Source organism: Bacillus cereus (assembly GCF_002561295.1).
In the GTDB taxonomy this organism is placed as follows: domain Bacteria; phylum Bacillota; class Bacilli; order Bacillales; family Bacillaceae_G; genus Bacillus_A; species Bacillus_A cereus_S.
The window spans coordinates 39,753-60,402 of sequence record NZ_NTUG01000012.1; the positions used below are offsets into that span (position 1 = coordinate 39,753).

Consider the following 20,650-nt stretch of genomic DNA (forward strand, 5'->3'; position numbering starts at 1 on the left):
TGTCTTTTCATAATAAAAACGTGCATTCGCGAAGTGGAACGCACGCTTTTCTTATTTTATCCAAATGGAAGCGTTTGAAAACGAAACTTGCCCAATTTTCATATATTTTTCATAACGTTTTTCGATTAATTCCTCTTTCGAAATACCGTTTAATTGTTGGAATGTTTTTTTAAGCATCAAATCCATATTTTCCGATTGCTTTAAAATATTGCGATGTGCACCACCGCGCGCTTCTGGAATAATTTCGTCAATTACACCTAATTCTTTCAAATCTGCTGCTGTAATTTTTAAAGCTTCCGCAGCATCTTTCGCTTTCGTAGCATCTTTCCAAAGAATTGTCGCCGCACCTTCTGGACTAATAACAGAATAAGTGGAATTTTCTAGCATATAAACGTAATCGCCTACCCCTAAACCTAACGCACCACCGCTACCACCTTCACCAATAACGATGCAAATAACCGGTACAGTCAGTCCGGCCATTTCAAATAAGTTACGCGCAATGGCTTCGCTTTGTCCACGCTCTTCAGCTGCTTTACCAGGATACGCACCTTTCGTATCAATAAAACAAATGATTGGGCGATTAAATTTTTCAGCTTGCTTCATTAAGCGAAGAGCTTTTCGATATCCTTCTGGATGAGGCATTCCAAAATTACGACGAATATTTTCTTTCGTATCTTTCCCGCGCTGGTGCCCAATTACCGTTATAGGCATCCCTTTATACTTCGCAATACCGCCGACAATCGCTGCATCATCGCCAAATAGGCGATCTCCATGACATTCAAAAAAATCAGTAAATAAGTGCTCAATATAATCGAGCGTTGTCGGTCTCTCTGCATGACGAGCAATTTGAACGCGGTCCCACACTTTCATATTCCCGTATATTTCTTCCTCTAAATTTTCTAGCTTGTCTTCCAAAATACGAATCTCCTCACTGAAGTCCATCTGGCTGTTTTTCGTATAGTCTTTCAGTTCACGAATCTTATTTCTTAGCTCAACAACTGGTTTCTCAAATTCTAGCTCTGCCATATCGCCGTTTCCCCTCCTTGATGAACTTCTAAAATCTTACGGAGTGAATCTTTCATATCATCGCGATGCACAACCGCATCCAATTGACCGTGCTCTAATAAAAATTCTGCCGTTTGAAAGTCTTCTGGCAGCTTCTCACGCACCGTTTGTTCAATTACACGTCTACCAGCAAAGCCGATAAGTGCACCTGGTTCTGCAAGATTATAGTCACCAAGTGAAGCGAAACTCGCTGAAACACCACCTGTTGTCGGATGAGTCATAACAGAAATAAATAATCCTCCAGCATTGCTATGCTTTTTCAAAGCTACGCTTGTTTTTGCCATTTGCATTAAACTTAAAATACCTTCTTGCATACGAGCACCACCCGATGCAGTAAAGATAATAAATGGAACTTGTAATTCGTATGCTTTTTCAACTGCACGTGCAATTTTTTCTCCTACAACAGAGCCCATGCTGCCCATTCGAAAACGAGAATCCATTACTGCAATTACAACAAGCATGTCATCAATTGTTCCTTCACCTGTCACAACAGCTTCATTTAATTCTGTTTTCTTGCGATCACTCTCTAATTTTTCTTCATAATTCGGGAACTCAAGTGGATTTAACGAAACCATCTCTTTGTCATACTCACGAAATGACCCTTCGTCCAATACACTATCAAGACGTTCCCACGCATTCATAGAATGATGATAACCACAGTTTACACATACTTTTAAATTTTTAAGAAGCTCTTTTGTATACATGATTTTCTTACATTTCGGACATTTTGTCATAACACCGTCCGGTACATCTTTTCGTACTTGTTCTGAAGGAATTGCAGCGTACTTTTTCTTTTTCACGAATAAATCTCTTAGCACAATTTGACCCCCTTTGTTGAGAGCTAAGGTTAGTTTAGGAAGAAAATGGGGCTAACACCAAGTTTCGATGTTAGCCTTCTTTTCTTAATCTGTCTAATAGATGATGTTCAAAAAGTCCGGTAAAGATAGCTTTCGCATTCCTTCGTTACTTCGCCAGTCCGGTACTCATGTAGTTCCATCTACACTCCGTATCCTCCTGACTTCCGTACCTCGAACTGCTCGGCTCTCTTTATCCTCCTTTTTGAACCCTGTCTAATAACCTCTCTCTTTACGTTTAACTTTAACCGCTATACGATAGATTGTTTGTCATAACGTGTCATGGTCATTTCGACAAATTTTATACATTACGAATGAAACTGTATATTTTCCATTAATTCATCATAAATCTTTAACGCCTCTTCTTCTTTTTTCGCATATAGCGCTTCATAAAGTTTTCTATACATTTCTATAGACTCTAGTGAAATTTCAGAAGAAAGAGTCGCAACGTAATCATTTACAATTCTCCAAATTCGATATAGTAAATAATTGTCCACCTGTTCAATAAGTGTTTTAAAAAACGTTTGATGAAACTCTTGGATAGAATTTTTGTCCTTTGTAAAAATCTGTTGCAACATACTTAACACATTAGAGAACGTTTCTTTCGGTAAATCACATACGATTCGAAGAACGTCTTTTTCAAGCAGTCGTTTCGTCTGTAACAAATCACGAATTGTTTTCTCATCTTGTAATAAAAATGGTGCGATCAATTGAACAAGACCATTATCATAAAAGTTTCGAATAAACGTCCCTTCTCCACGTCTTGTTTCGATTAATCCTACGAGTTCTAAAGCTCGTAATGCTTCTCGTACAGATGAACGTCCGACATTTAAACGTGCGCTTAACTCACGCTCAGATGGCAATCGGTCACCTGCTACTAAACCATCCTCTTCCATAATGGAACGGATTTTCTTTACAATTTCGAGATATACTTTTGTATTTGATGATGTCAATAGAAATTCCTCGCTTACTCTTTACCAATCAGCGCTAATTGTCTCGTTTTCTCAGCAACTTCGTTTGGATCTACTTGACGGCGAGCTACTCCTGTCTCCATCGCAGCTTTCGCAACGTAAGCAGCTACTTGAGGCGCTACACGCGCATCAAACGGCGCTGGAATGATATAGTCCGTATTTAATTCATCTGCCGCTACAAGCTCAGCGATCGCTTCTACAGCTGCCATCTTCATCTCTTCATTAATTTGCGTCGCATGTACATCAAGTGCACCACGGAAAATACCAGGGAATGCTAGTACATTATTTACTTGGTTCGGGAAGTCAGAGCGACCAGTTCCCACAACAGCTGCGCCTGCTGCTTTTGCAATTTCCGGCATAATTTCTGGAACCGGATTTGCCATTGCAAAAATAATTGCACCGTCATTCATTGTACGAACCATTTCTTCCGTTAATGCACCTTCTGCAGATACACCAATGAATACGTCCGCACCTTGTACAACATCAGCTAATGAACCTTCTACACGATTTTTATTCGTATATTTTGCTACTTCATCTTTCACCGGATTCATACCGACCGGGCGACCTTCATAAATCGCACCTTTACGGTCACACATAATAACGTCGCGTACACCATAGCGATATAAAAGTTTAATAATTGCAATACCTGCTGCACCTGCGCCATTTGCTACAACTTTAATGTCAGTCATTTTCTTTCCAACTAGCTTAAGCGCGTTTACAAGACCTGCTACTGTTACGATAGCTGTTCCGTGTTGATCATCATGGAATACAGGAATATTTGTTTCTTTTTTCAAGCGTTCTTCTATGATAAAGCAGTTTGGTGCTGCAATATCTTCTAAGTTTACACCACCAAATGTTGGCTCCATTAATTTTACAGTTTCAACAATTTTATCTACATCATTTGTATTTAAAGCAATTGGAAATGCATCTACACCAGCAAAGCTCTTGAATAATACAGCTTTACCTTCCATTACTGGAAGAGATGCTTCTGGTCCAATATTCCCCAGACCAAGTACAGCTGTTCCGTCTGTCACAACTGCTACCATGTTGCCCTTCATCGTATATTCATATACCTTACTTTTATCGTCATAGATTTCTTTACAAGGTTCTGCAACCCCTGGAGAATACGCAAGACTTAAATCTTTTGCATTTTCTACTTTTACTTTTGATACAGTTTCTAATTTTCCTTGATGCACTTTATGCATGTGAAGTGCTTCTTCACGAAGTGTTGACAAACTATCCACTCTCCTCAAATTATTCTTGCTGCTATCATTCTCTCCAAGTGGTCTGACCACGAACACTATTACTATAATAATCGAACTATAGGGAAATTGTCCATTATATTTTCACTACGACATTTTCCTGACCGACTACTTCACGAAGTGCTCCTAGACACTCTTCACTTGGATGGATTGACAAACTACGAGATAATTGTACCATTTTATGTTCCTTTTCATAATAAATTAGTACTTTCGCAAAACCTGAATAGTGAAACAATATTTTTGTAACTTGATTTAACAGCTTCTTTTCATATTGCGATGGTAATTTCACATAAATTGATGCTTCTTTCATTTCATTGTAAACTTCCATTTGTTCTAATGAATAAAGGCCGTTTACAATCCATTGCAATTTATGATTTCGCTGTTCAATCGTCCCTTCCACTAATACAATGGCACCTTCTTGCAATCTCTCTGAAAAATAAATGTACGTCTCTGGAAAAACGACTGCTTCCATTTCATCATTTTGATCACAAAACGTAATGAATGCCATTTTTTGCATTTTTTTTGTCCGAATAACTTTTACACCTGTTATATAAACAATGGCACGCTGTACTTTTCTTTTTTGCCTCATCGCTTGCGCAATCGATGGAATTTCCAGCTCTTTTACAAGCTTTGCATACTGCGCCGTTGGATAACTGGATAAATAAAAGCCAAGTGCTTCTTTCTCATTATTTAATTGTTCAATAAACGATAGCTCTTCTCCTTGTACATATACGGATTTTGGGACACTTTCTTCCCCTAATTCGCGCGCAAGGCTTGCATACTCTAAAGCACCTTTCATACTGTTAAACAAAGTTGTTCGCGAAACTTGAAAATCATCGAAACAGCCAGCCCAAATAAACGCCTCTAAATTGCGCTCTGTAACAAACTTTGCTGGCATACGAAGACAAAATTCAAATAAATCTTGAAATGGATTTCTTTCTCTTTCCTCAATCACCGCAGTTACTGTAGCCATCCCAATATTACGAATCGAAAGCAAACTGTAGCGAATTGCATTCCCTTCTATTTGGAAATTGTAACTACTTCTATGAAGAGATGGCGGTAAAACACGAAAACCTTTGCGCTTTGTTTCGCGTATATACTGCACAATCTTATCTTCATTTCCTATCGCACTAGATAATAATGCCGTCATAAACTCTAAAGGATAATTTGCTTTTAAATAAGCAAGCTGATATCCAATCATACTATAAGCTACGGCATGGCTTCGGTTAAACCCATAGTTCGCAAACCTAACAATTAAATCATAAATTTGTTCCGCTGCTGTTTCATCGTATCCATTTCGTAAACAGCCTTGTACAAAATGTTTTCGTTCTTGATCTAAAATCTCACGGTTTTTCTTACTTACCGCACGGCGGAGCAAGTCAGCTTCTCCAAGTGAAAAACCAGCTAATCTCGAGGCAATCTGCATAATTTGTTCCTGGTAGACAATTACGCCATATGTGTTCTCTAAAATCGGTTTCAAATCAGGATGTAAATATTGAATTTGGCACTTTCCATGTTTCGATTCAATAAAGGTTGGAATTTGTTCCATTGGCCCTGGGCGATATAAGGCGTTGACAGCAACAATATCTTCAAACTCGTTTGGTTTTAAACTACGTAATACGTTTCGCATACCTCCAGATTCGAGTTGGAACACACCTGTTGTATCTCCTCTTCCAAGCAACTGGAATGTCTTTTCGTCCTGAAGAGGTAAATTTCGTATATCAATTTGTTTACCTGTTTTGGTCACAATAAAATCAAGAATATTTTCAAGCAATGTTAAATTACGTAAACCTAAGAAGTCCATTTTCAATAAACCAAGTTCTTCTAATACTTCTGCTGGATATTGCGTTACATATACATCATTATGCCCTTCTTGAATCGCAACACTTCCCGTTAAAGGCTCCTGGCTCATAATGACTCCTGCCGCATGAATAGATGTATGACGCGGCATACCTTCGACGCGCTTTGCAATCTCAAAAACACGTTCATGCAAAAGGTTTCCTTGTACAAATTCACGAAGCGGGACAGATTCTTCATAGGCTTCTTTTAGTGTGATTCCAATCTTTGATGGAATCAGTTTTGAAAATATGTCAATTTCCCTTGGCGGAAGCCCCATTACACGGGCGATATCCCGAATCGCGGCTTTCGCCGCAAGCGTTCCAAACGTAACAATTTGAGCTACACGAAGCGGACCATATTTATCTTTTACATAACGAATCATCTCATCACGTCTAATGTCTGGAAAATCGATATCAATATCCGGAAGCGTAACACGTTCAGGATTTAAAAATCGTTCAAACAATAAATCATACTCAATTGGATCAATATCTGTAATTTCTAACACGTACGAAACAAGCGAACCCGCTGCTGAACCACGACCTGGCCCTGTTAAAATGTCATGTTCATGTGCGTATTTCATAAAATCCCAAACAATAAGGAAATAATCACTAAATCCCATGCGAGAAATAACTGCAAGTTCATGATTCAAACGCTCCCTATGTACAGTCTCAATCACTGCATATCGCTTCTGTAATCCTTCATCACAAATACGGCGCAAATAAGCATCTGACGTTTCATTAGATGGAACAGGAAACTTCGGTAATTGATTGACCTGGAAAGGAATTTCTACGTGGCAACGTTCAGCGATACGAACCGTATTTTGAAGCGCTTCTTCTTCATGAGAAAATAAAGCTCCCATTTCAGCTGATGACTTTAAATAGTACTGATCTGTTTTGAGCCTTGGTCTATCTGGATCCGTCATCTTCGTTCCGCCCTGGACAGATAACAAGCATTCCTGCACAAGCGCATCGCTTTGATTCACATAGCGGACATCATTTGTCGCAACCATTGGAATACCTATCTCACTTGCAAATTGCGGCAGTTTCTCTTGCAAGAACAGCTCATCTTGAATCGCATGATGCTGCAAACTCATATAAAAGCTTCCAAACATATTTTGATATGCACGAGCTACCTCTTCAGCAAGTTCATCTCTTCCTTGTAATAATAACTGTTCAATTTCCCCATCTTTTCCTGGTGAAATTGCAACTAGCCCTTTCGCATAATGAGCAAGCCACTTCTTCGGAATTCCCTCTTTCGACTTCGTCATAATGGCACTAGAAATTTTCAATAAGTTTTGATAACCTATTTCATTTTCTGCTAGCAATACAAGAGGATAGGTCCCTTCTTCTTCTCCACTAAAAATAGACGCTGTTAATCCGATAATGGGCTGTATACCATGTTTCTTACATGCTTTATAAAACGGAATGACCCCGTACATCACATTTTCATCTGTAATTGCAAGCGATGAAAAACCAAGCTCTTTTGCCCGGACGACGAGTTCATCAATTTTACAAGCGCTTTTTAACAAACTAAAAACGGTTTGACATTGTAAATGCGCAAACTTCACTGTTGTACCCTCTCTTTATCTATTTGACTACTTTCATTATAGGTGATAAAGAAAGAGGAAATCAAAACATACTTCCTATACTTTGTCCATATATATGAAGGAGAAAGGGGAATGGCGATGGATGTAAGACAAATTACTTTTTTCTCTCTTCTAATCATTAGTTACTTTATTGCCTTTGGAGTTATAATTGGCGGCTCTTTAATTGGAGGAATTGGTGCCTTTCTTATTGGACAGCCTGCTCTTACTTCAATTAATCAATTCGCACAAAACTTACGAATTTGGGCGCTCGTCGCAGCAATTGGTGGAACCTTTGATACGTTTTATAGCTTTGAAAGAAGTTTTTTTGAAGGGGATATGAAAGATATTGTAAAACAAATTTTGCTCATATTTTTTGCAACAGGTGGCATGCAAACCGGCCTTATTATTATTAAATGGCTTACACAGGAGCATGTATGAGAGTCCCTAACGCCTCTAATGCAAAAAGATGGTATTTATTTTTAGCAGGCGCTGCTGTTGGCGGTATTCTAAGCTGGTTTATTTTTTTGTACATATACGGCGTTTTTCAGCAAGAGCAAGCAAGTACAATCGCTGCCCAAAAACAAATTATTAAACAGCAAAAAGAAAAACTCCATGTTCTCCTCGAAGATCAAGAAAAATTAAATAAAGAAAACAAACAACTATTAACAATTCAAGAAATTAAAATTAAAATTGTAAATGGAAATAAATATGATTTAGACAAACTAACTTTAGAAAACATTACAACTTCCATTCACAATGACTTGCAACACCTCTTAACAAAAAACATACAAAGTATTGCACAAAATAAAGAACTGCTAAAAAAAGCAATTGAGAATAAGGTATACACGCACTATGACCGAATATATCACTTTAAAGTTGATACCATTTCTTTTGATACCGTGCTCGAAATCAGCATCAATATAAAACAAGAAAAATAGCCCTTTACCTGGTTCCTTTTACTCAGGTGAAGGGCTATTTTTTCATATTTTGGTAAGCTGCTAAAATCTATTTTTTCTAGGACCTACAATTAATTTGATAGCTGTTCTTTCTTGATTATCGATAGAAATATCTTGAAACGCTGGAATGAGAACCAAGTCAATACCACTAGGAGCTACAAATCCTCTTGCAATCGCAATAGCTTTAATTGCTTGATTTAAAGCCCCAGCTCCAATCACTTGAATTTCTACATTTCCATTTGCTCTTAATACCCCTGCAATTGCACCCGCGACTGAATTAGGACTTGATTTTGACGATACCTTTAATGTATTTTCCATATAAGTGGTTGCTCCTTCTATTATTTGATGGATTTTTTCTTTACCAACTAGGAATGTAATTAACGTATCTTTAACTAATATTCACACCTAACGCAAACCGTACTACTAACTATACTCATTCGATATTTTTTGAATTCTTCCTGCTCCTCTGTCCCAAATACAAAAAGATGACTAAATTTTTAAATTTAGTCATCTTTTGTATTCATCACATCCTAATTCACACCACTATTTCGTAATGCAGCCCTTTCAGATGAATCATTACATACCTACATAAGTAATGTACAACTATTTACTGGCATGTACTTTTGATATATAAGAGGATTTTTTTGTTCAGATCTACCTTAATTTAAATCAATATTCGTCAACATATTAAAGAAAAGTAGCACTACATTTACTTACAAAGTTCACATAAATCTGCGAAAAGACGATCTGCTTCTTCCCAAGACGACGCTTTCGCACCAGAAGCCATCGGATGACCTCCGCCGTTATACTTCATTGCTAGTTTATTAATAACAGGCCCTTTTGAACGAAGGCGAACACGGATGACATCACCTTCCTCTAAAAATAGAACCCAAGCTTTTAATCCGTCAATATTCCCAAGCGCTCCAACAACACCAGATGCCTCTGAAGGAAGTACATCAAACTCTTCTAGTACTTCTTTTGTCAACTTAATATAAGCTGCACCTTCTTCTGCCATCGTAAAGTTTTGTAAAATGAATCCATTTAAACGCGCGATTTTCTCTTTCGTTTTATACATTTCGTTATATAACGCCGGGAAATCTACTCCCATCTCAACAAGTTCTGCTGCAAAACGTAACGTTCTTGCCGATGTATTTGGGAATAAGAAACGCCCTGTATCTCCAACAATACCAGCTAAAATCAGACGCGCAGATTCTTTTGTAAGCTTCAATCCTTTATCTTTCCCATACGAATAAAACTCATAAATAAGCTCACTTGTAGAACTTGATGTTGTATCCACCCAAGTAATATCTCCGTATGGATCTTCATTCGGATGATGATCAATTTTAATAAGCTTCTTCCCTTTCATATAACGCTGATCACAAACGCGTTCTTGATTCGCTGTATCACAAACGATAACAAGTGCATTTTCGTAAGTCTCATCATCAATTTCATCCATTACTCGTAAATACGATAAAGAAGGTTCACTATATCCAACCATATAAATCTTTTTCTCTGGAAACGATTCTTGAAGAATTGTTCCAAGGCCACACTGAGAGCCTAATGCATCTGGGTCTGGACGCACATGACGATGAATAATAATCGTATCAAACTCTTTAATTGCTGCTAAAATTTGTTCATGCATATGTATAATCTCCTTTTTATAAAAGTCTCACTTTATTTTTCATTATAACGTAAAACAATTTATACATAGAAAGAATTGCTTTATAATAATAGTGTGAAAGTTTCGATAATGCATCTTTATTTTCTCTTAGCATGGGGCCAAAGCAAGCACTGACCGCTTCTATGCTCCGGCGGATCCTCTCTTCCGCCTAAAAAGATGGGGTTTTATTTCCGTTTTATCCAGTTTATTTTTCCACCATCTCAGTCTCGGCTATGAAAACAAAAAGGATTTTCCACTCATTCCCTACCTTTGTTTTCACTCGGCATGGGGCAAAAACAGGCACTGACCGCTTCTATGCTCCGGCGGATTCTCTCTTCCGCCTAAAAAGATGGGTTTTTATTGAGATTTACCTACATACAAAATAACGGAGGATCATATCATGCCAGTATTAGTTTTTTGTATTATTATCTCATTTATGTTGTACCTCTTCTATAAAACAAAATATTTCCGTACAACTCGTCCGATGGAAAAAGGTTGGCTTGCTGGAAAGTCTCAGTTAGCGCTTGGTGTATTCGTTGCATTATTTGGTGCAAATCAATTTTTCTTAGAACTTTCTACCGTACGGATTATCGTAGGTATCCTATTTGTCTTATTTGGCGGTGCTAGCATTTTTAGTGGATTCCGCCAATATAAACACTTCTCACCTCTTGCAATAGAGGAAGCAGAAGCCTATAAAACAATGTAATCACAAAAGCATCAGACATTTATTCTGATGCTTTTTTGTGATTCTTTATTTTCAAAATTATATACGCAACAAACGCAGGTGGGATATTAAAAGGGTTTCCCTGCACGTGAAAATGTAATTGCTCTTCCTCAAAAGACATATTTTTATACAGTTCTTGTTGAGAACGTCTTGTTCTTTGTTCTTGTTCATTTAATCCTTCAATGTAAAGATATTGAATTGGTATCATCAGAAAAAAATAAAACAATGCCACACCACCAAAAAAGAGGAACTCTGATGACATATTAAGCACCGCCCTTTCTCTTTTACACACCAAATTATTTGATAATTCAATTATACTACAATCCAATTACCAAATGAGGGGAATTTGTATCTATTCCTTAATATTGCCACATATTAGTAACGACTATGCAATCGAAAAAGATCTCTCACTCATTTTCCCCTTTTGGTTTTACTCGGCATAGGGCTGAAATAAGTACTGACCGCTTCTACACTTCGGCGGATCCTCTCTTTCAACCTAAAAAGAGTGGGTTTTTTGTCTCTATTTCAATTTATATATCTTGATTTTTAAGCACCTACTTCACGCCCTCGAAAACTAACGAAGACCTCCTCTCATTTTCTCCTTCTGTCCTCACTCGCAATGGGGATAAAATAGGTACTGACCGCTTCTACGCATGGCTAGATCCTCTCTTCCAACCTAAAAAGAGTGGTTTTTTTTATCTCTATTTCAATTTGTATACATAAAAAAAGCTGAATGAATCGCCCTCTATCTAAAAAAGGATTTTTCATTCAGCTCTTTTCCATTCTTATCGATCAATAAGTTGCACCATTAACAGTGCTTTCCCAACAACTTCTCCTCCGTGACGCACTTCCACATCCACCTTTCCAAATTTACGACCGATTTCTAACACCTTTGGATGTACAGAAACAACATTGTCAATTTGAACTGGCTTTACAAAGTAGATTGTTAAATTCTCAACAATTGAATCGCTTTTTTTCTGCGCACGAATGGCACGATTGGTTGCTTCTGTAACAACGGTTGTAAATACCCCGTACGATAACGTCCCAAATGAACTCGTCATTTGTGGCGTCACAGAAAATTGATAACTATGTTCGTGCTTTGCTTCTTTTGGTGTCACAAATTGATTTGTGACGATATCTTCAATCGTCTCTCCAACTTGCGGTTGACGTTGAATCATTTGCATTGCCTGAAGTACATCTTGACGGCTAATAATTCCTTGCAAGCGATTGTTTTCATCGACAACAGGGAGAAGTTCAATCCCTTCCCATACCATCATACGGGCCGCCGCCGCAACAGACATTTTCCCATTTACTGTAATTGGTTGCTTTGTCATTACTTTTTCAATTGGTGTATCTTTTGCAATACCAATCATATCTTTTGAAGTAACAATCCCTAATACTTTTTTATTTTCATCTACAATTGGATAGCGTCCATGCATCGTTTCTTCATTATACGCATGCCATTGCTCTACTTTATCAGTAGGTTTTAAATATAACGTTTCTTCAATTGACGTTAAAATATCTTCAACGAGCACGATTTCTTTTTTTATAAGCTGATCATAAATTGCACGGTTAATGAGCGTTGCCACGGTAAATGTATCATAACTACTTGAAATAATCGGCAACTTCAATTCATCTGCTAATTTTTTCACACGCTCTTCTGTATCAAATCCACCTGTAATTAATACGGCAGCACCTGCTTCTAACGCTAGTTGATGCGCATTTGTACGGTTACCAACAATCAACAAGTTCCCCGCTTCTGTATAACGCATCATCGCCTCTAATTTCATGGCACCAATCACGAATTTATTTAATGTTTTATGTAACCCTTCTCTTCCGCCAAGCACTTGGCCATCGACGATATTGACGACTTCAGCATATGTTAACTTTTCAATATTTTCCTTTTTCTTTTGTTCAATTCGGATTGTTCCGACACGTTCAATCGTACTAACATACCCTTTATTCTCTGCATCTTTAATCGCACGATAAGCGGTTCCTTCACTTACGCTCAAATCTTTGGCAATTTGACGCACAGAAATTTTATGCCCTATCGGCAGGCTATTAATATGTTCTAAAATTTGATTATGTTTGGTAGCCAAATGGTTTCACCATACTTTCTTTTCCCTAAATTCTTCATGTGTTGTATTTTTAGTATACTATATTTCGGAAACTGTTACACTGTACTTTTATGCACCTGTACTATTTTTTTTATAACAAAAATAACTCTTACATTCCATCAGTCACATTCTTACAACAGTGTAATCCTGTTGTCACCCTATTCGATAGTTTGTCTTTCATTTCAGATATATGATAAAGACAAGAAATCAAACAAAGGAGCGGATGAAAATGAAAAAATTATTAGAAGTTGTAGGTGCTGTATTTTTAGCTTTCGTTGATGGAAAAAAGGTTGCAATGGAATTAAATGAGGCACCAGAACAAACATTACTAGAAACAAAAGAAACACCAAAACAAGCACATACTTTCAAACCGATTTTACACACATAAAAAACCCTTCACTTTTCTTTTCAAATGAAGGGTTTCTTTTTTTATAGTGTAATACTTTCCCCAGCTTCTAATACCTTTCCTGTACTACTCGTTAATTTTTGTACAAAAAGATGCGGATCTTGTTCAATCACTGGGAACGTATTGTAGTGCATCGGCACAACTATTTTGGCTCCAATCCATTCCGCGGCCAAAACTGCATCCTCTGGCCCCATTGTAAAATTATCACCAATTGGTAAAAATGCTACATCAATGTTATGAAGAGATCCAATTAACTTCATATCAGAAAATAATGCTGTATCCCCTGCATGATAAATCGTTTTCTCTTCTGCCGTAAATAAAATTCCAGCTGGCATTCCTGTATATGTAATAGTCTTGTTTTCTTCATCAATATAGCTAGACCCATGAAAGGCTTGTGTAAATTTCACTTTTCCAAAATCAAATACATGTGAACCACCGATATGCATTGGATGCGTATTCACACCTTGCCATCCTAAAAATGTCGCGAGTTCAAACGGTGCCACAACAACTGCGTTATTTTTTTTCGCAAGCTCTACTGTATCACCAACATGATCACCATGACCGTGCGATAAAATAATTGCATCTACTTTTACCTCTTCAGCCTTTAAATCTGTTTTCGGATTACCTGTTAAAAATGGATCAATTAAAATAACTTTTCCATTCGTTTCGATTTTAACAACTGAATGTCCGTGATACGATACTTTCATTCTTATATTCCTCCCTTATTTACATTCACACCTTTTATTCTACATGATTTCACAATTTCCTGTCTTTTCAAACAACGATTTGCTTGTCATAACGCTTTCATCCGATGTAAAGTAATACATGTAACTGAAATCTCGGAGGTGCCAATCTATGAATACTAGATTAGAAAACTTAATGCAATGGCTACAAGAACAAAACGTGGAAGCTGCATTTTTAACTTCCACACCAAACGTCTTCTATATGACAAACTTCCATTGTGAACCACACGAAAGACTACTCGGTCTATTTGTATTCCAAGAAAAAGAACCAATTTTAATTTGTCCTAAAATGGAAGAAGGACAAGCTCGAAATGCTGGCTGGGCGCACGAAATCATCGGATTTACTGATACAGACAAGCCATGGGATATGATTGCACAAGCAATGAAAGATCGTGGCATTGATGCAACTGCAGTAGCAATTGAAAAAGAACATTTAAATGTAGAACGCTATGAAGAATTAACAAAATTATTCCCAAAGGCTTCTTTCAAACCTGCAGAGGAGAAAGTACGCGAACTTCGTTTAATTAAAGACGAAAAAGAACTTTCTATTTTACGTGAAGCAGCTAAAATGGCAGACTACGCTGTTGGAATTGGTGTAGAGGCAATTAAAGAAGATCGCAGTGAATTAGAAGTGCTAGCAATCATCGAGCATGAAATGAAGCAAAAAGGCATTCATAAAATGTCCTTTGATACAATGGTACTAGCTGGCGCAAATTCTGCATTGCCACACGGTATTCCAGGAGCAAACAAAATGAAACGCGGTGACTTCGTACTATTTGACTTAGGCGTAATCATTGACGGTTACTGCTCTGACATTACACGTACAGTCGCATTTGGCGATATTTCAGAGGAACAAACGCGCATTTACAACACTGTACTAGCTGGTCAATTACAAGCAGTTGAAGCTTGTAAACCAGGCGTTACACTTGGCGAAATCGACAATGCCGCTCGCTCTGTTATCGCAGATGCAGGTTACGGAGAGTTCTTCCCGCACCGCTTAGGCCACGGGCTTGGTATTAGCGTACACGAATATCCAGATGTAAAAGCAGGTAACGAATCACCATTAAGAGAAGGTATGGTCTTCACAATCGAGCCAGGTATTTACGTACCAAACGTAGGCGGCGTTCGTATTGAAGATGATATCTACATCACAAAAGACGGATCAGAAATTTTAACGAAATTCCCGAAAGAATTACAGTTTGTAAAATAAGAAAAAGGGTAGCGACTCTGCTACCTTTTTTTAATATCATTTTTCTCTATAATTTCAAACCTATTAACAATCATTTTCCCTGGATAACTTTCAAGTATGTGAGAAGACCATACTTTTATTTTATATCCTGATTTTAACTTTTCATATGCACTTTCATCGTCAAAATTTAAAACCATGTCTGCTGGGATGTTCATATGTAGGCGTTGATCTATATGACCCTGCAATTCTTCTATCGTTTCGAATGTTTTATTCCTAATGAAATATACAGTCTGATTCTTCACCATAACGTATCCTTCTATAGCACTTGTTTCTGTTTGTTGTTGCACGTTCAGCGGCTCATTTTCAGTTTGCTCATTACGTGTACATGCTGTTAATATCGTAAAAGAAACAAGAAGTAAAACATACACACACAACATCAATATAATTCTCTTCATCTCATGCCCCATTCTAGAAATTGTAATAATTAATCTTATCTTTAATATTTTTTGAAATCCTTAATACAAAGTATGTATTTCTTGTATATTCTCTGTTTCTATCATAATATGAAAATACAGAATTTTCTAAATGAAAAAGGAGAGATTGCATGCAACAACTTCAAAAACAATTAGAAGAAATAAAAGCGAATCATTACGTCATCGATTCCACGATAGATATTGATAATTTAATTTCAAAAATGCTCCAACATATCGGCACCCCAGACGGCTATTTACGAGACAAGTTAATCTATACAACCTTTTGGCACCTCATCATACATGACCAGATTACACAAACTCAATTACAGCACTTATTATCACAAAGTATAAGCGAACAATATTTATTTTATAAAATCACTACAGAAGATAAAGATGCTGTGTTCACCCGATCATTTACAACACTATTAATTGCTTTAATCATAAACGCCGATACAAAACATAACTTCTTATCACCGTCTGACATATTAGATGTGAAAGACAAATTAATTTTATATATGAACCAAGAACATGATTTTCGCGGATATGTTAATGACCGAGGCTGGGCTCATAGCATCGCTCATGTCTCAGATACATTCGATGAACTTGTTATAAACCCGAAACTTGAAATCTTCCATTATCCTGAAATACTACAAATCTTGTTAGAAAAGATAAATGTACATACAATGTATTACAAATACGAAGAAGATGAGCGAATAATCACTCCTATCATTGCCATGCTGAAAAATGGTTTAAATGAAAAAGAACTCATTAGCTCCTTACATTCTTTAGTAGAACAAATGAAAATTCAAAAAGAAGAATTATCTATCGTGCCTTACGAAACGTTATATGGAAATGTAAAATCATTTTTACGAAGCTTGTTCTTCCGATTACGAACACTTTCTATAGGAAAAGAAACCGGGCAACAAATTGAAATATTATTAAAAGAGCTAAACAGGTACTACTAAAGAAAGAAGGCAACTCAAAAAGTGCCTTCTTCCATTTCACTAATATTCAATTGAAACTTTACAATCCAAACGGAGAAAAGGTGTACACAAATCGCAATGGCCATACATGTGCCGCTCAAAAAAGTTAAAATTGGGTGCGAGTATAAATGCCCTAAACCATAAGACGCTCCAATGAAAAACATTGTTATGTAGATGTAGATTGCTCCATGTATTTGCTTCATAACAGCCCCCTTTTCCCATATTATAACATAAATTTTCTAACTATTCTAATTATTAGGTGGTTGATTATTGTTTCTCAACTGTTACACCTCTTACAACTGCTTTTATATATGGTGCCCCATTTAACTTTTGTAATTCTTCTGCCTTTCCTGCTTTTAACTTTTTTAATATTAACGATTCAAACGTATCATAGTTCATTCTGCTCTCCCTTCTACATAATCAACGTTTGAGAGCTTGAAATGTATACAACTTTCCTCAAAAAATTTTTTCATAATAAAAAGCACATCTTTTTTATGTGCTTTTCCAAAAAATATGATTCTATTACTTCATCGCTTCTTTCACAACATCTTGAATCATAACGACTTCTGTTTTCATTTGGGCGGCAGGTACTTCCTCATCAATACATTCATACCAAAACTCCAAATGCTTTTTATCAATTTCATGCTGAGAAGCTTCGACATCTGTCCCGCCTTCCCCTTGCACAGAGTACCAATATAAGTATTCTTCTCCATCTCTTATTTCCCGGAAAATTGTCTCTACATACATTTTCTCGTCGTTTAATGTCAAAAGCACGTCTTTCATATGATTATTTAGCATCTTCATCCATTCATCAACGCGGGAACTTTTCCCTGGCTTTACTTTGAATCTTGTTAATTCGACATTCATGTTTTACCCCTCTACTTTCTTACGTACATATAAAACATATTCCACTGGATGATCAAAACCTAGCTTGCTAGCGAGCCTTTGCGAAGGAATATTATCCATATCACAATCCCAGCACGGCGTAATTCCATGTTGTATGCAATGTTCTATGAAGTAAGTTGCAACTAACCGGGCAAGCCCTTTCCCTTGATAATCCAGATGCGTTGCAATGTCAATTTCAGCAAATTGATCACTTTTAAAAATGGACACACATTCAGCAGCTACCTTTTCATCTTGTAAAATACAACACCCAAATCCATGTTCTAAAAACACTTCTTTCGATCCCCAATACTCTTTATAATACTGCTCCGTAAATTCAGTACTTTTTTCTATCATATTTTTATCAATACGCTTAACTTTGTATGTAGAATCATCTAATTCTCTGTTTTCACCTTCAAAAATATCCCTTTGAAATAAAAATTTCTTTCGAGGGATTTTCCTAAAAGAATCATTAAAATAATTTTCAATAATCCTTTCCCACTCAATGCTAGACACAAACAATGTAAATCGTTTATCAGTTGTTAAAACATCATTTTCAATATAAGAAAACAAAGCATGTTGAAATTCCTGATCATATGTATCTCCAAACAGATAGTAAATACCATTAGCAGTCGCAATCAATCCCGCTGCTAATCTCTCATTCACAAAAATTTCGCCCTCTATCACCCCATCACATACTGCATAAGCAAAAGTGGTCGTCCGCTTATTCTCTTTTAAAACTGGAAGGATCGTCTGATATTCCGCTAACGCTAATTTTTTCATACATTCTCCATCCCCTAGTTATTAACTATTTCCCCCAAAACCATCCAAGGGCGATAACCGTCATACAAACCCAAAACCCGATTGTGCCAAAATCAACGTCCTTTCCCTGTTTTTCCTTTCTTAACTTTTTCACTTCTTCTTTTAACTCTTGTACAGTTTTCTCTAAACTCACAATCACTTCTTTCATCTCATTCATTTCACTGTTCTCTTGTACCTTTTCTTCTGGTTCCTTTGCTAAATTCATTGCTATGCACCCTTTCTGCGACGTTCTATTTCATTCTATTATTTTCATCTCTTTTTATCCCGCATTAACGATACCTTACACCATTTTGTATAGTGGAATATTTAAAAGCTAATGCTGTTTAGTCTCCTCCACCTCCGCAATCTCCTCCGCCACTATCACTTGCACTACTACAATCATTGCTACTATCATTTACAAATCCACTGGATGAATCAGAGGAATAAGAAGACCGTTTCTTTTTCTGTTGTTTTCTCTTATCTTCTCTACTTTCACGGCTTGGCCATACTGTACCAAACACCACAAAAAACAGACAGAATAGCGCAAAAAAAGAAACAACCTGAAAGATATCCTCCAAAAATTCAGGTCTTATCTCTATTTGATAACATACACCGAACAAATACATACTTAAAACCACATATAAAATCATACTAATATACCTAGCAATTTCCTCTATACGAAAAGCTAATTTCTTTTGAAATGGTATATTCTGTTCTTGCTTTTTCTTTATATATTTCTGCCGTTTTATCTGTTTTTTCTTCCTACTCTTTTTCCCCATGTAATCCCCTCTTTTTCTTTCCACATACAATTACAAACTATCATAAGAGGAATTGTATTAACAAGAAAAAAATTCCATATTAATAGATTTTTAACTAACAAAAAAGCCCTCCTTATCATAAGAAGGGCTTCGTCTCATATTTATTATGATAAAGCAGGAGCTTTTTCTAGAAGCTCTTTCGCATCAGCATATTGTAGACCGTGAGCTTCTGCAACTGCTTCGAATGTTACATAGCCATCTAATGTGTTAATACCTTTTAGTAATGCAGAGTTGCCTAGGCAAGCTTGTTTGTAGCCTTTGTTAGCAATTTGTACTGCATATGGTACTGTTACGTTTGTCAATGCAAGAGTTGATGTACGTGGAACCGCACCTGGCATGTTTGCAACTGCATAATGAACAACTCCATGTTTTTCATAAGTTGGGTTGTCATGCGTTGTAATGCGGTCAGTTGTTTCGAAAATACCACCTTGATCGATTGCGATATCTACTACAACAGAACCTGGTTCCATTGATTTAATCATTTCTTCTGTTACAAGTTTTGGCGCTTTTGCACCTGGAATTAATACTGCACCGATTACAAGATCAGATTCTTTTACAGCTTCTGCAATGTTGTAAGGATTAGACATTAGCGTTTTTACTTGGTTACCGAAAATGTCATCTAATTGACGAAGACGTTCTGCACTTAAATCAATAATTGTTACGTCAGCACCTAAACCAACTGCGATTTTCGCTGCGTTTGTACCAGCTTGACCACCGCCAATAATTGTTACTTTACCACGTTTTACCCCTGGAACGCCCGCTAGTAAAATACCTTTTCCGCCTTTTGTTTTTTCAAGGAACTGTGCACCAATTTGTGCTGACATACGACCAGCTACTTCACTCATCGGTGCTAAAAGTGGTAAAGAACGATTGTCTAATTGTACTGTTTCGTAAGCAATTGATGCGACTTTGTTATCAATTAAAGCTTTTGTTAATTCTGGTTCTGGAGCTAAGTGTAAGTATGTGAATAAAATTAAACCTTCACGGAAGTAACCATATTCGCTTTCAATTGGCTCTTTTACCTTCATAACCATCTCTTGATTCCATGCTTCTTCAGCAGTTTCAACAAGTTTTGCTCCAGCTTGTACATATTCTTCATCCGTAAAGCCAGATCCTATACCTGCACCCTTTTGAACAAAAACTTCATGACCATTGTGTACTAAATGTACAGCACCAGCTGGCGTCATTGCCACGCGGTTTTCATTGTTTTTAATTTCTGTTGGAATACCGATACGCATTATTAATTCCCCCTTGAGTTATGAAATGACCCCTGAATCATTTTTTTAAAGCGCTTTCTACGCTCTTATATCTTAACATAATAT

The 20,650-nt window shown here is 36.9% G+C and carries 23 protein-coding genes and 1 pseudogene; 6 read left to right on the top strand and 18 right to left on the bottom strand.

Annotated features, from left to right (window positions below; all coding sequences use genetic code 11):
• Window positions 1-51 precede the first annotated feature (51 nt).
• The 5 genes from accA to dnaE all read right to left on the bottom strand — a co-directional run bounded on the left by accA (window position 52) and on the right by dnaE (window position 7,558).
• Entirely contained in the window at window positions 52-1,026 is a 975-nt protein-coding gene (gene accA, locus CN373_RS10275; RefSeq protein ID WP_098359244.1) for an acetyl-CoA carboxylase carboxyl transferase subunit alpha, read from the bottom strand.
• On the bottom strand, window positions 1,014-1,883 hold the full coding sequence (accD, locus tag CN373_RS10280; protein ID WP_000942868.1) for an acetyl-CoA carboxylase, carboxyltransferase subunit beta: 870 nt from the start codon (window positions 1,881-1,883) through the stop codon (window positions 1,014-1,016). The genes accA and accD overlap by 13 nt, the downstream gene beginning before the upstream one ends.
• Before the next feature lie 344 nt (window positions 1,884-2,227).
• The gene (locus CN373_RS10285) at window positions 2,228-2,872 is read right to left on the bottom strand and encodes a FadR/GntR family transcriptional regulator (RefSeq protein WP_000204428.1); all 645 of its coding nucleotides are present in this window, start codon (window positions 2,870-2,872) and stop codon (window positions 2,228-2,230) included.
• Window positions 2,873-2,886: 14 nt separating this feature from the next.
• Window positions 2,887-4,095: an NAD(P)-dependent malic enzyme gene (locus tag CN373_RS10290; RefSeq protein WP_165770752.1), complete on the bottom strand. Its 1,209-nt coding sequence runs from the start codon at window positions 4,093-4,095 to the stop codon at window positions 2,887-2,889.
• Window positions 4,096-4,228: 133 nt separating this feature from the next.
• Window positions 4,229-7,558 carry a DNA polymerase III subunit alpha gene (gene dnaE / locus CN373_RS10295; protein WP_098359245.1) on the bottom strand — a complete coding sequence of 1,110 codons (3,330 nt, stop codon included), beginning with the start codon at window positions 7,556-7,558 and terminating at the stop codon, window positions 4,229-4,231.
• Between the two features lie 117 nt (window positions 7,559-7,675).
• Between dnaE and CN373_RS10300 the strand changes: the two genes are divergently transcribed.
• Both CN373_RS10300 and ytrI read left to right on the top strand, forming a co-directional pair.
• Window positions 7,676-8,014 carry a YtrH family sporulation protein gene (locus CN373_RS10300; protein WP_033664804.1) on the top strand — a complete coding sequence of 113 codons (339 nt, stop codon included), beginning with the start codon at window positions 7,676-7,678 and terminating at the stop codon, window positions 8,012-8,014.
• Window positions 8,011-8,514: a sporulation membrane protein YtrI gene (ytrI, locus tag CN373_RS10305; protein WP_001265722.1), complete on the top strand. Its 504-nt coding sequence runs from the start codon at window positions 8,011-8,013 to the stop codon at window positions 8,512-8,514. The genes CN373_RS10300 and ytrI overlap by 4 nt, the downstream gene beginning before the upstream one ends.
• Window positions 8,515-8,574: 60 nt before the next feature.
• Here the strand turns inward: ytrI and CN373_RS10310 are convergent, their stop codons facing one another.
• Window positions 8,575-8,850, bottom strand: a complete 276-nt coding sequence (locus CN373_RS10310; RefSeq protein ID WP_000432157.1) for a stage V sporulation protein S — start codon at window positions 8,848-8,850, stop codon at window positions 8,575-8,577.
• A 391-nt stretch (window positions 8,851-9,241) separates the two neighbouring features.
• The gene (locus CN373_RS10315; protein WP_000545122.1) at window positions 9,242-10,174 is read right to left on the bottom strand and encodes a DHH family phosphoesterase; all 933 of its coding nucleotides are present in this window, start codon (window positions 10,172-10,174) and stop codon (window positions 9,242-9,244) included.
• 418 nt (window positions 10,175-10,592) lie between these two features.
• Here CN373_RS10315 and CN373_RS10320 point away from each other — a divergent pair, with 418 nt between their 5' ends.
• Window positions 10,593-10,898 carry a YtpI family protein gene (locus tag CN373_RS10320; protein WP_001144754.1) on the top strand — a complete coding sequence of 102 codons (306 nt, stop codon included), beginning with the start codon at window positions 10,593-10,595 and terminating at the stop codon, window positions 10,896-10,898.
• A gap of 19 nt (window positions 10,899-10,917) precedes the next feature.
• On the opposite strand, the gene CN373_RS10325 is transcribed toward CN373_RS10320, so the two are convergent.
• A complete protein-coding gene (locus CN373_RS10325) occupies window positions 10,918-11,178 on the bottom strand; it encodes a DUF3949 domain-containing protein (protein ID WP_000093535.1) in 261 nt (86 codons plus the stop codon).
• A 523-nt stretch (window positions 11,179-11,701) separates the two neighbouring features.
• The gene (locus CN373_RS10330) at window positions 11,702-13,015 is read right to left on the bottom strand and encodes a DRTGG domain-containing protein (protein WP_000201569.1); all 1,314 of its coding nucleotides are present in this window, start codon (window positions 13,013-13,015) and stop codon (window positions 11,702-11,704) included.
• 247 nt (window positions 13,016-13,262) lie between these two features.
• Between CN373_RS10330 and CN373_RS25545 the strand changes: the two genes are divergently transcribed.
• The gene (locus tag CN373_RS25545) at window positions 13,263-13,421 is read left to right on the top strand and encodes a hypothetical protein (RefSeq protein WP_000734565.1); all 159 of its coding nucleotides are present in this window, start codon (window positions 13,263-13,265) and stop codon (window positions 13,419-13,421) included.
• A gap of 41 nt (window positions 13,422-13,462) precedes the next feature.
• Here the strand turns inward: CN373_RS25545 and CN373_RS10340 are convergent, their stop codons facing one another.
• A complete protein-coding gene (locus tag CN373_RS10340; RefSeq protein WP_098359246.1) occupies window positions 13,463-14,146 on the bottom strand; it encodes a metal-dependent hydrolase in 684 nt (227 codons plus the stop codon).
• 148 nt (window positions 14,147-14,294) lie between these two features.
• On the opposite strand from CN373_RS10340, the gene pepQ reads away from it, so the two are divergent.
• Complete coding sequence (pepQ, locus tag CN373_RS10345; RefSeq protein ID WP_098359247.1) at window positions 14,295-15,392, top strand: Xaa-Pro dipeptidase; 1,098 nt, start codon at window positions 14,295-14,297, stop codon at window positions 15,390-15,392.
• 20 nt (window positions 15,393-15,412) lie between these two features.
• On the opposite strand, the gene CN373_RS10350 is transcribed toward pepQ, so the two are convergent.
• A complete protein-coding gene (locus CN373_RS10350; protein WP_098359248.1) occupies window positions 15,413-15,826 on the bottom strand; it encodes a DUF3221 domain-containing protein in 414 nt (137 codons plus the stop codon).
• A 149-nt stretch (window positions 15,827-15,975) separates the two neighbouring features.
• Between CN373_RS10350 and CN373_RS10355 the strand changes: the two genes are divergently transcribed.
• Window positions 15,976-16,809 (top strand): DUF2785 domain-containing protein, encoded by an 834-nt coding sequence (locus tag CN373_RS10355; protein WP_098359249.1) that lies wholly within the window; start codon window positions 15,976-15,978, stop codon window positions 16,807-16,809.
• A 14-nt stretch (window positions 16,810-16,823) separates the two neighbouring features.
• Here the strand turns inward: CN373_RS10355 and CN373_RS10360 are convergent, their stop codons facing one another.
• The 7 genes and pseudogenes from CN373_RS10360 to ald all read right to left on the bottom strand — a co-directional run bounded on the left by CN373_RS10360 (window position 16,824) and on the right by ald (window position 20,566).
• The gene (locus tag CN373_RS10360; RefSeq protein ID WP_098359250.1) at window positions 16,824-17,030 is read right to left on the bottom strand and encodes a hypothetical protein; all 207 of its coding nucleotides are present in this window, start codon (window positions 17,028-17,030) and stop codon (window positions 16,824-16,826) included.
• A 64-nt stretch (window positions 17,031-17,094) separates the two neighbouring features.
• A pseudogene (locus CN373_RS26170) lies at window positions 17,095-17,178 on the bottom strand (anti sigma factor C-terminal domain-containing protein); the annotation flags it as partial.
• A gap of 171 nt (window positions 17,179-17,349) precedes the next feature.
• Window positions 17,350-17,694, bottom strand: a complete 345-nt coding sequence (locus CN373_RS10365; protein ID WP_098359251.1) for a DUF6176 family protein — start codon at window positions 17,692-17,694, stop codon at window positions 17,350-17,352.
• A 3-nt stretch (window positions 17,695-17,697) separates the two neighbouring features.
• Complete coding sequence (locus CN373_RS10370; RefSeq protein ID WP_098359252.1) at window positions 17,698-18,492, bottom strand: GNAT family N-acetyltransferase; 795 nt, start codon at window positions 18,490-18,492, stop codon at window positions 17,698-17,700.
• Window positions 18,493-18,517: 25 nt separating this feature from the next.
• Entirely contained in the window at window positions 18,518-18,736 is a 219-nt protein-coding gene (locus CN373_RS10375) for a phosphodiesterase (protein WP_098359253.1), read from the bottom strand.
• A 118-nt stretch (window positions 18,737-18,854) separates the two neighbouring features.
• Window positions 18,855-19,289, bottom strand: a complete 435-nt coding sequence (locus CN373_RS10380; RefSeq protein ID WP_098359254.1) for a hypothetical protein — start codon at window positions 19,287-19,289, stop codon at window positions 18,855-18,857.
• A gap of 143 nt (window positions 19,290-19,432) precedes the next feature.
• Window positions 19,433-20,566: an alanine dehydrogenase gene (ald, locus tag CN373_RS10385; protein WP_001219386.1), complete on the bottom strand. Its 1,134-nt coding sequence runs from the start codon at window positions 20,564-20,566 to the stop codon at window positions 19,433-19,435.
• Window positions 20,567-20,650 lie beyond the last annotated feature (84 nt).

Bases quoted from the DNA above. Each gene is read 5' to 3' on its own strand.
- accA (WP_098359244.1), bottom strand. From the start codon at position 1,026: ATGGCAGAGCTAGAATTTGAGAAACCAGTTGTTGAGCTAAGAAATAAG.
- CN373_RS10290 (WP_165770752.1), bottom strand. From the start codon at position 4,095: ATGCATAAAGTGCATCAAGGAAAATTAGAAACTGTATCAAAAGTAAAA.
- CN373_RS10300 (WP_033664804.1), top strand. From the start codon at position 7,676: ATGGATGTAAGACAAATTACTTTTTTCTCTCTTCTAATCATTAGTTAC.
- ytrI (WP_001265722.1), top strand. From the start codon at position 8,011: ATGAGAGTCCCTAACGCCTCTAATGCAAAAAGATGGTATTTATTTTTA.
- CN373_RS10310 (WP_000432157.1), bottom strand. From the start codon at position 8,850: ATGGAAAATACATTAAAGGTATCGTCAAAATCAAGTCCTAATTCAGTC.
- CN373_RS10315 (WP_000545122.1), bottom strand. From the start codon at position 10,174: ATGCATGAACAAATTTTAGCAGCAATTAAAGAGTTTGATACGATTATT.
- CN373_RS10320 (WP_001144754.1), top strand. From the start codon at position 10,593: ATGCCAGTATTAGTTTTTTGTATTATTATCTCATTTATGTTGTACCTC.
- CN373_RS10325 (WP_000093535.1), bottom strand. From the start codon at position 11,178: ATGTCATCAGAGTTCCTCTTTTTTGGTGGTGTGGCATTGTTTTATTTT.
- CN373_RS25545 (WP_000734565.1), top strand. From the start codon at position 13,263: ATGAAAAAATTATTAGAAGTTGTAGGTGCTGTATTTTTAGCTTTCGTT.
- CN373_RS10340 (WP_098359246.1), bottom strand. From the start codon at position 14,146: ATGAAAGTATCGTATCACGGACATTCAGTTGTTAAAATCGAAACGAAT.
- pepQ (WP_098359247.1), top strand. From the start codon at position 14,295: ATGAATACTAGATTAGAAAACTTAATGCAATGGCTACAAGAACAAAAC.
- CN373_RS10350 (WP_098359248.1), bottom strand. From the start codon at position 15,826: ATGAAGAGAATTATATTGATGTTGTGTGTGTATGTTTTACTTCTTGTT.
- CN373_RS10355 (WP_098359249.1), top strand. From the start codon at position 15,976: ATGCAACAACTTCAAAAACAATTAGAAGAAATAAAAGCGAATCATTAC.
- CN373_RS10360 (WP_098359250.1), bottom strand. From the start codon at position 17,030: ATGAAGCAAATACATGGAGCAATCTACATCTACATAACAATGTTTTTC.
- CN373_RS10365 (WP_098359251.1), bottom strand. From the start codon at position 17,694: ATGAATGTCGAATTAACAAGATTCAAAGTAAAGCCAGGGAAAAGTTCC.
- CN373_RS10370 (WP_098359252.1), bottom strand. From the start codon at position 18,492: ATGAAAAAATTAGCGTTAGCGGAATATCAGACGATCCTTCCAGTTTTA.
- CN373_RS10375 (WP_098359253.1), bottom strand. From the start codon at position 18,736: ATGAATTTAGCAAAGGAACCAGAAGAAAAGGTACAAGAGAACAGTGAA.
- CN373_RS10380 (WP_098359254.1), bottom strand. From the start codon at position 19,289: ATGGGGAAAAAGAGTAGGAAGAAAAAACAGATAAAACGGCAGAAATAT.
- ald (WP_001219386.1), bottom strand. From the start codon at position 20,566: ATGCGTATCGGTATTCCAACAGAAATTAAAAACAATGAAAACCGCGTG.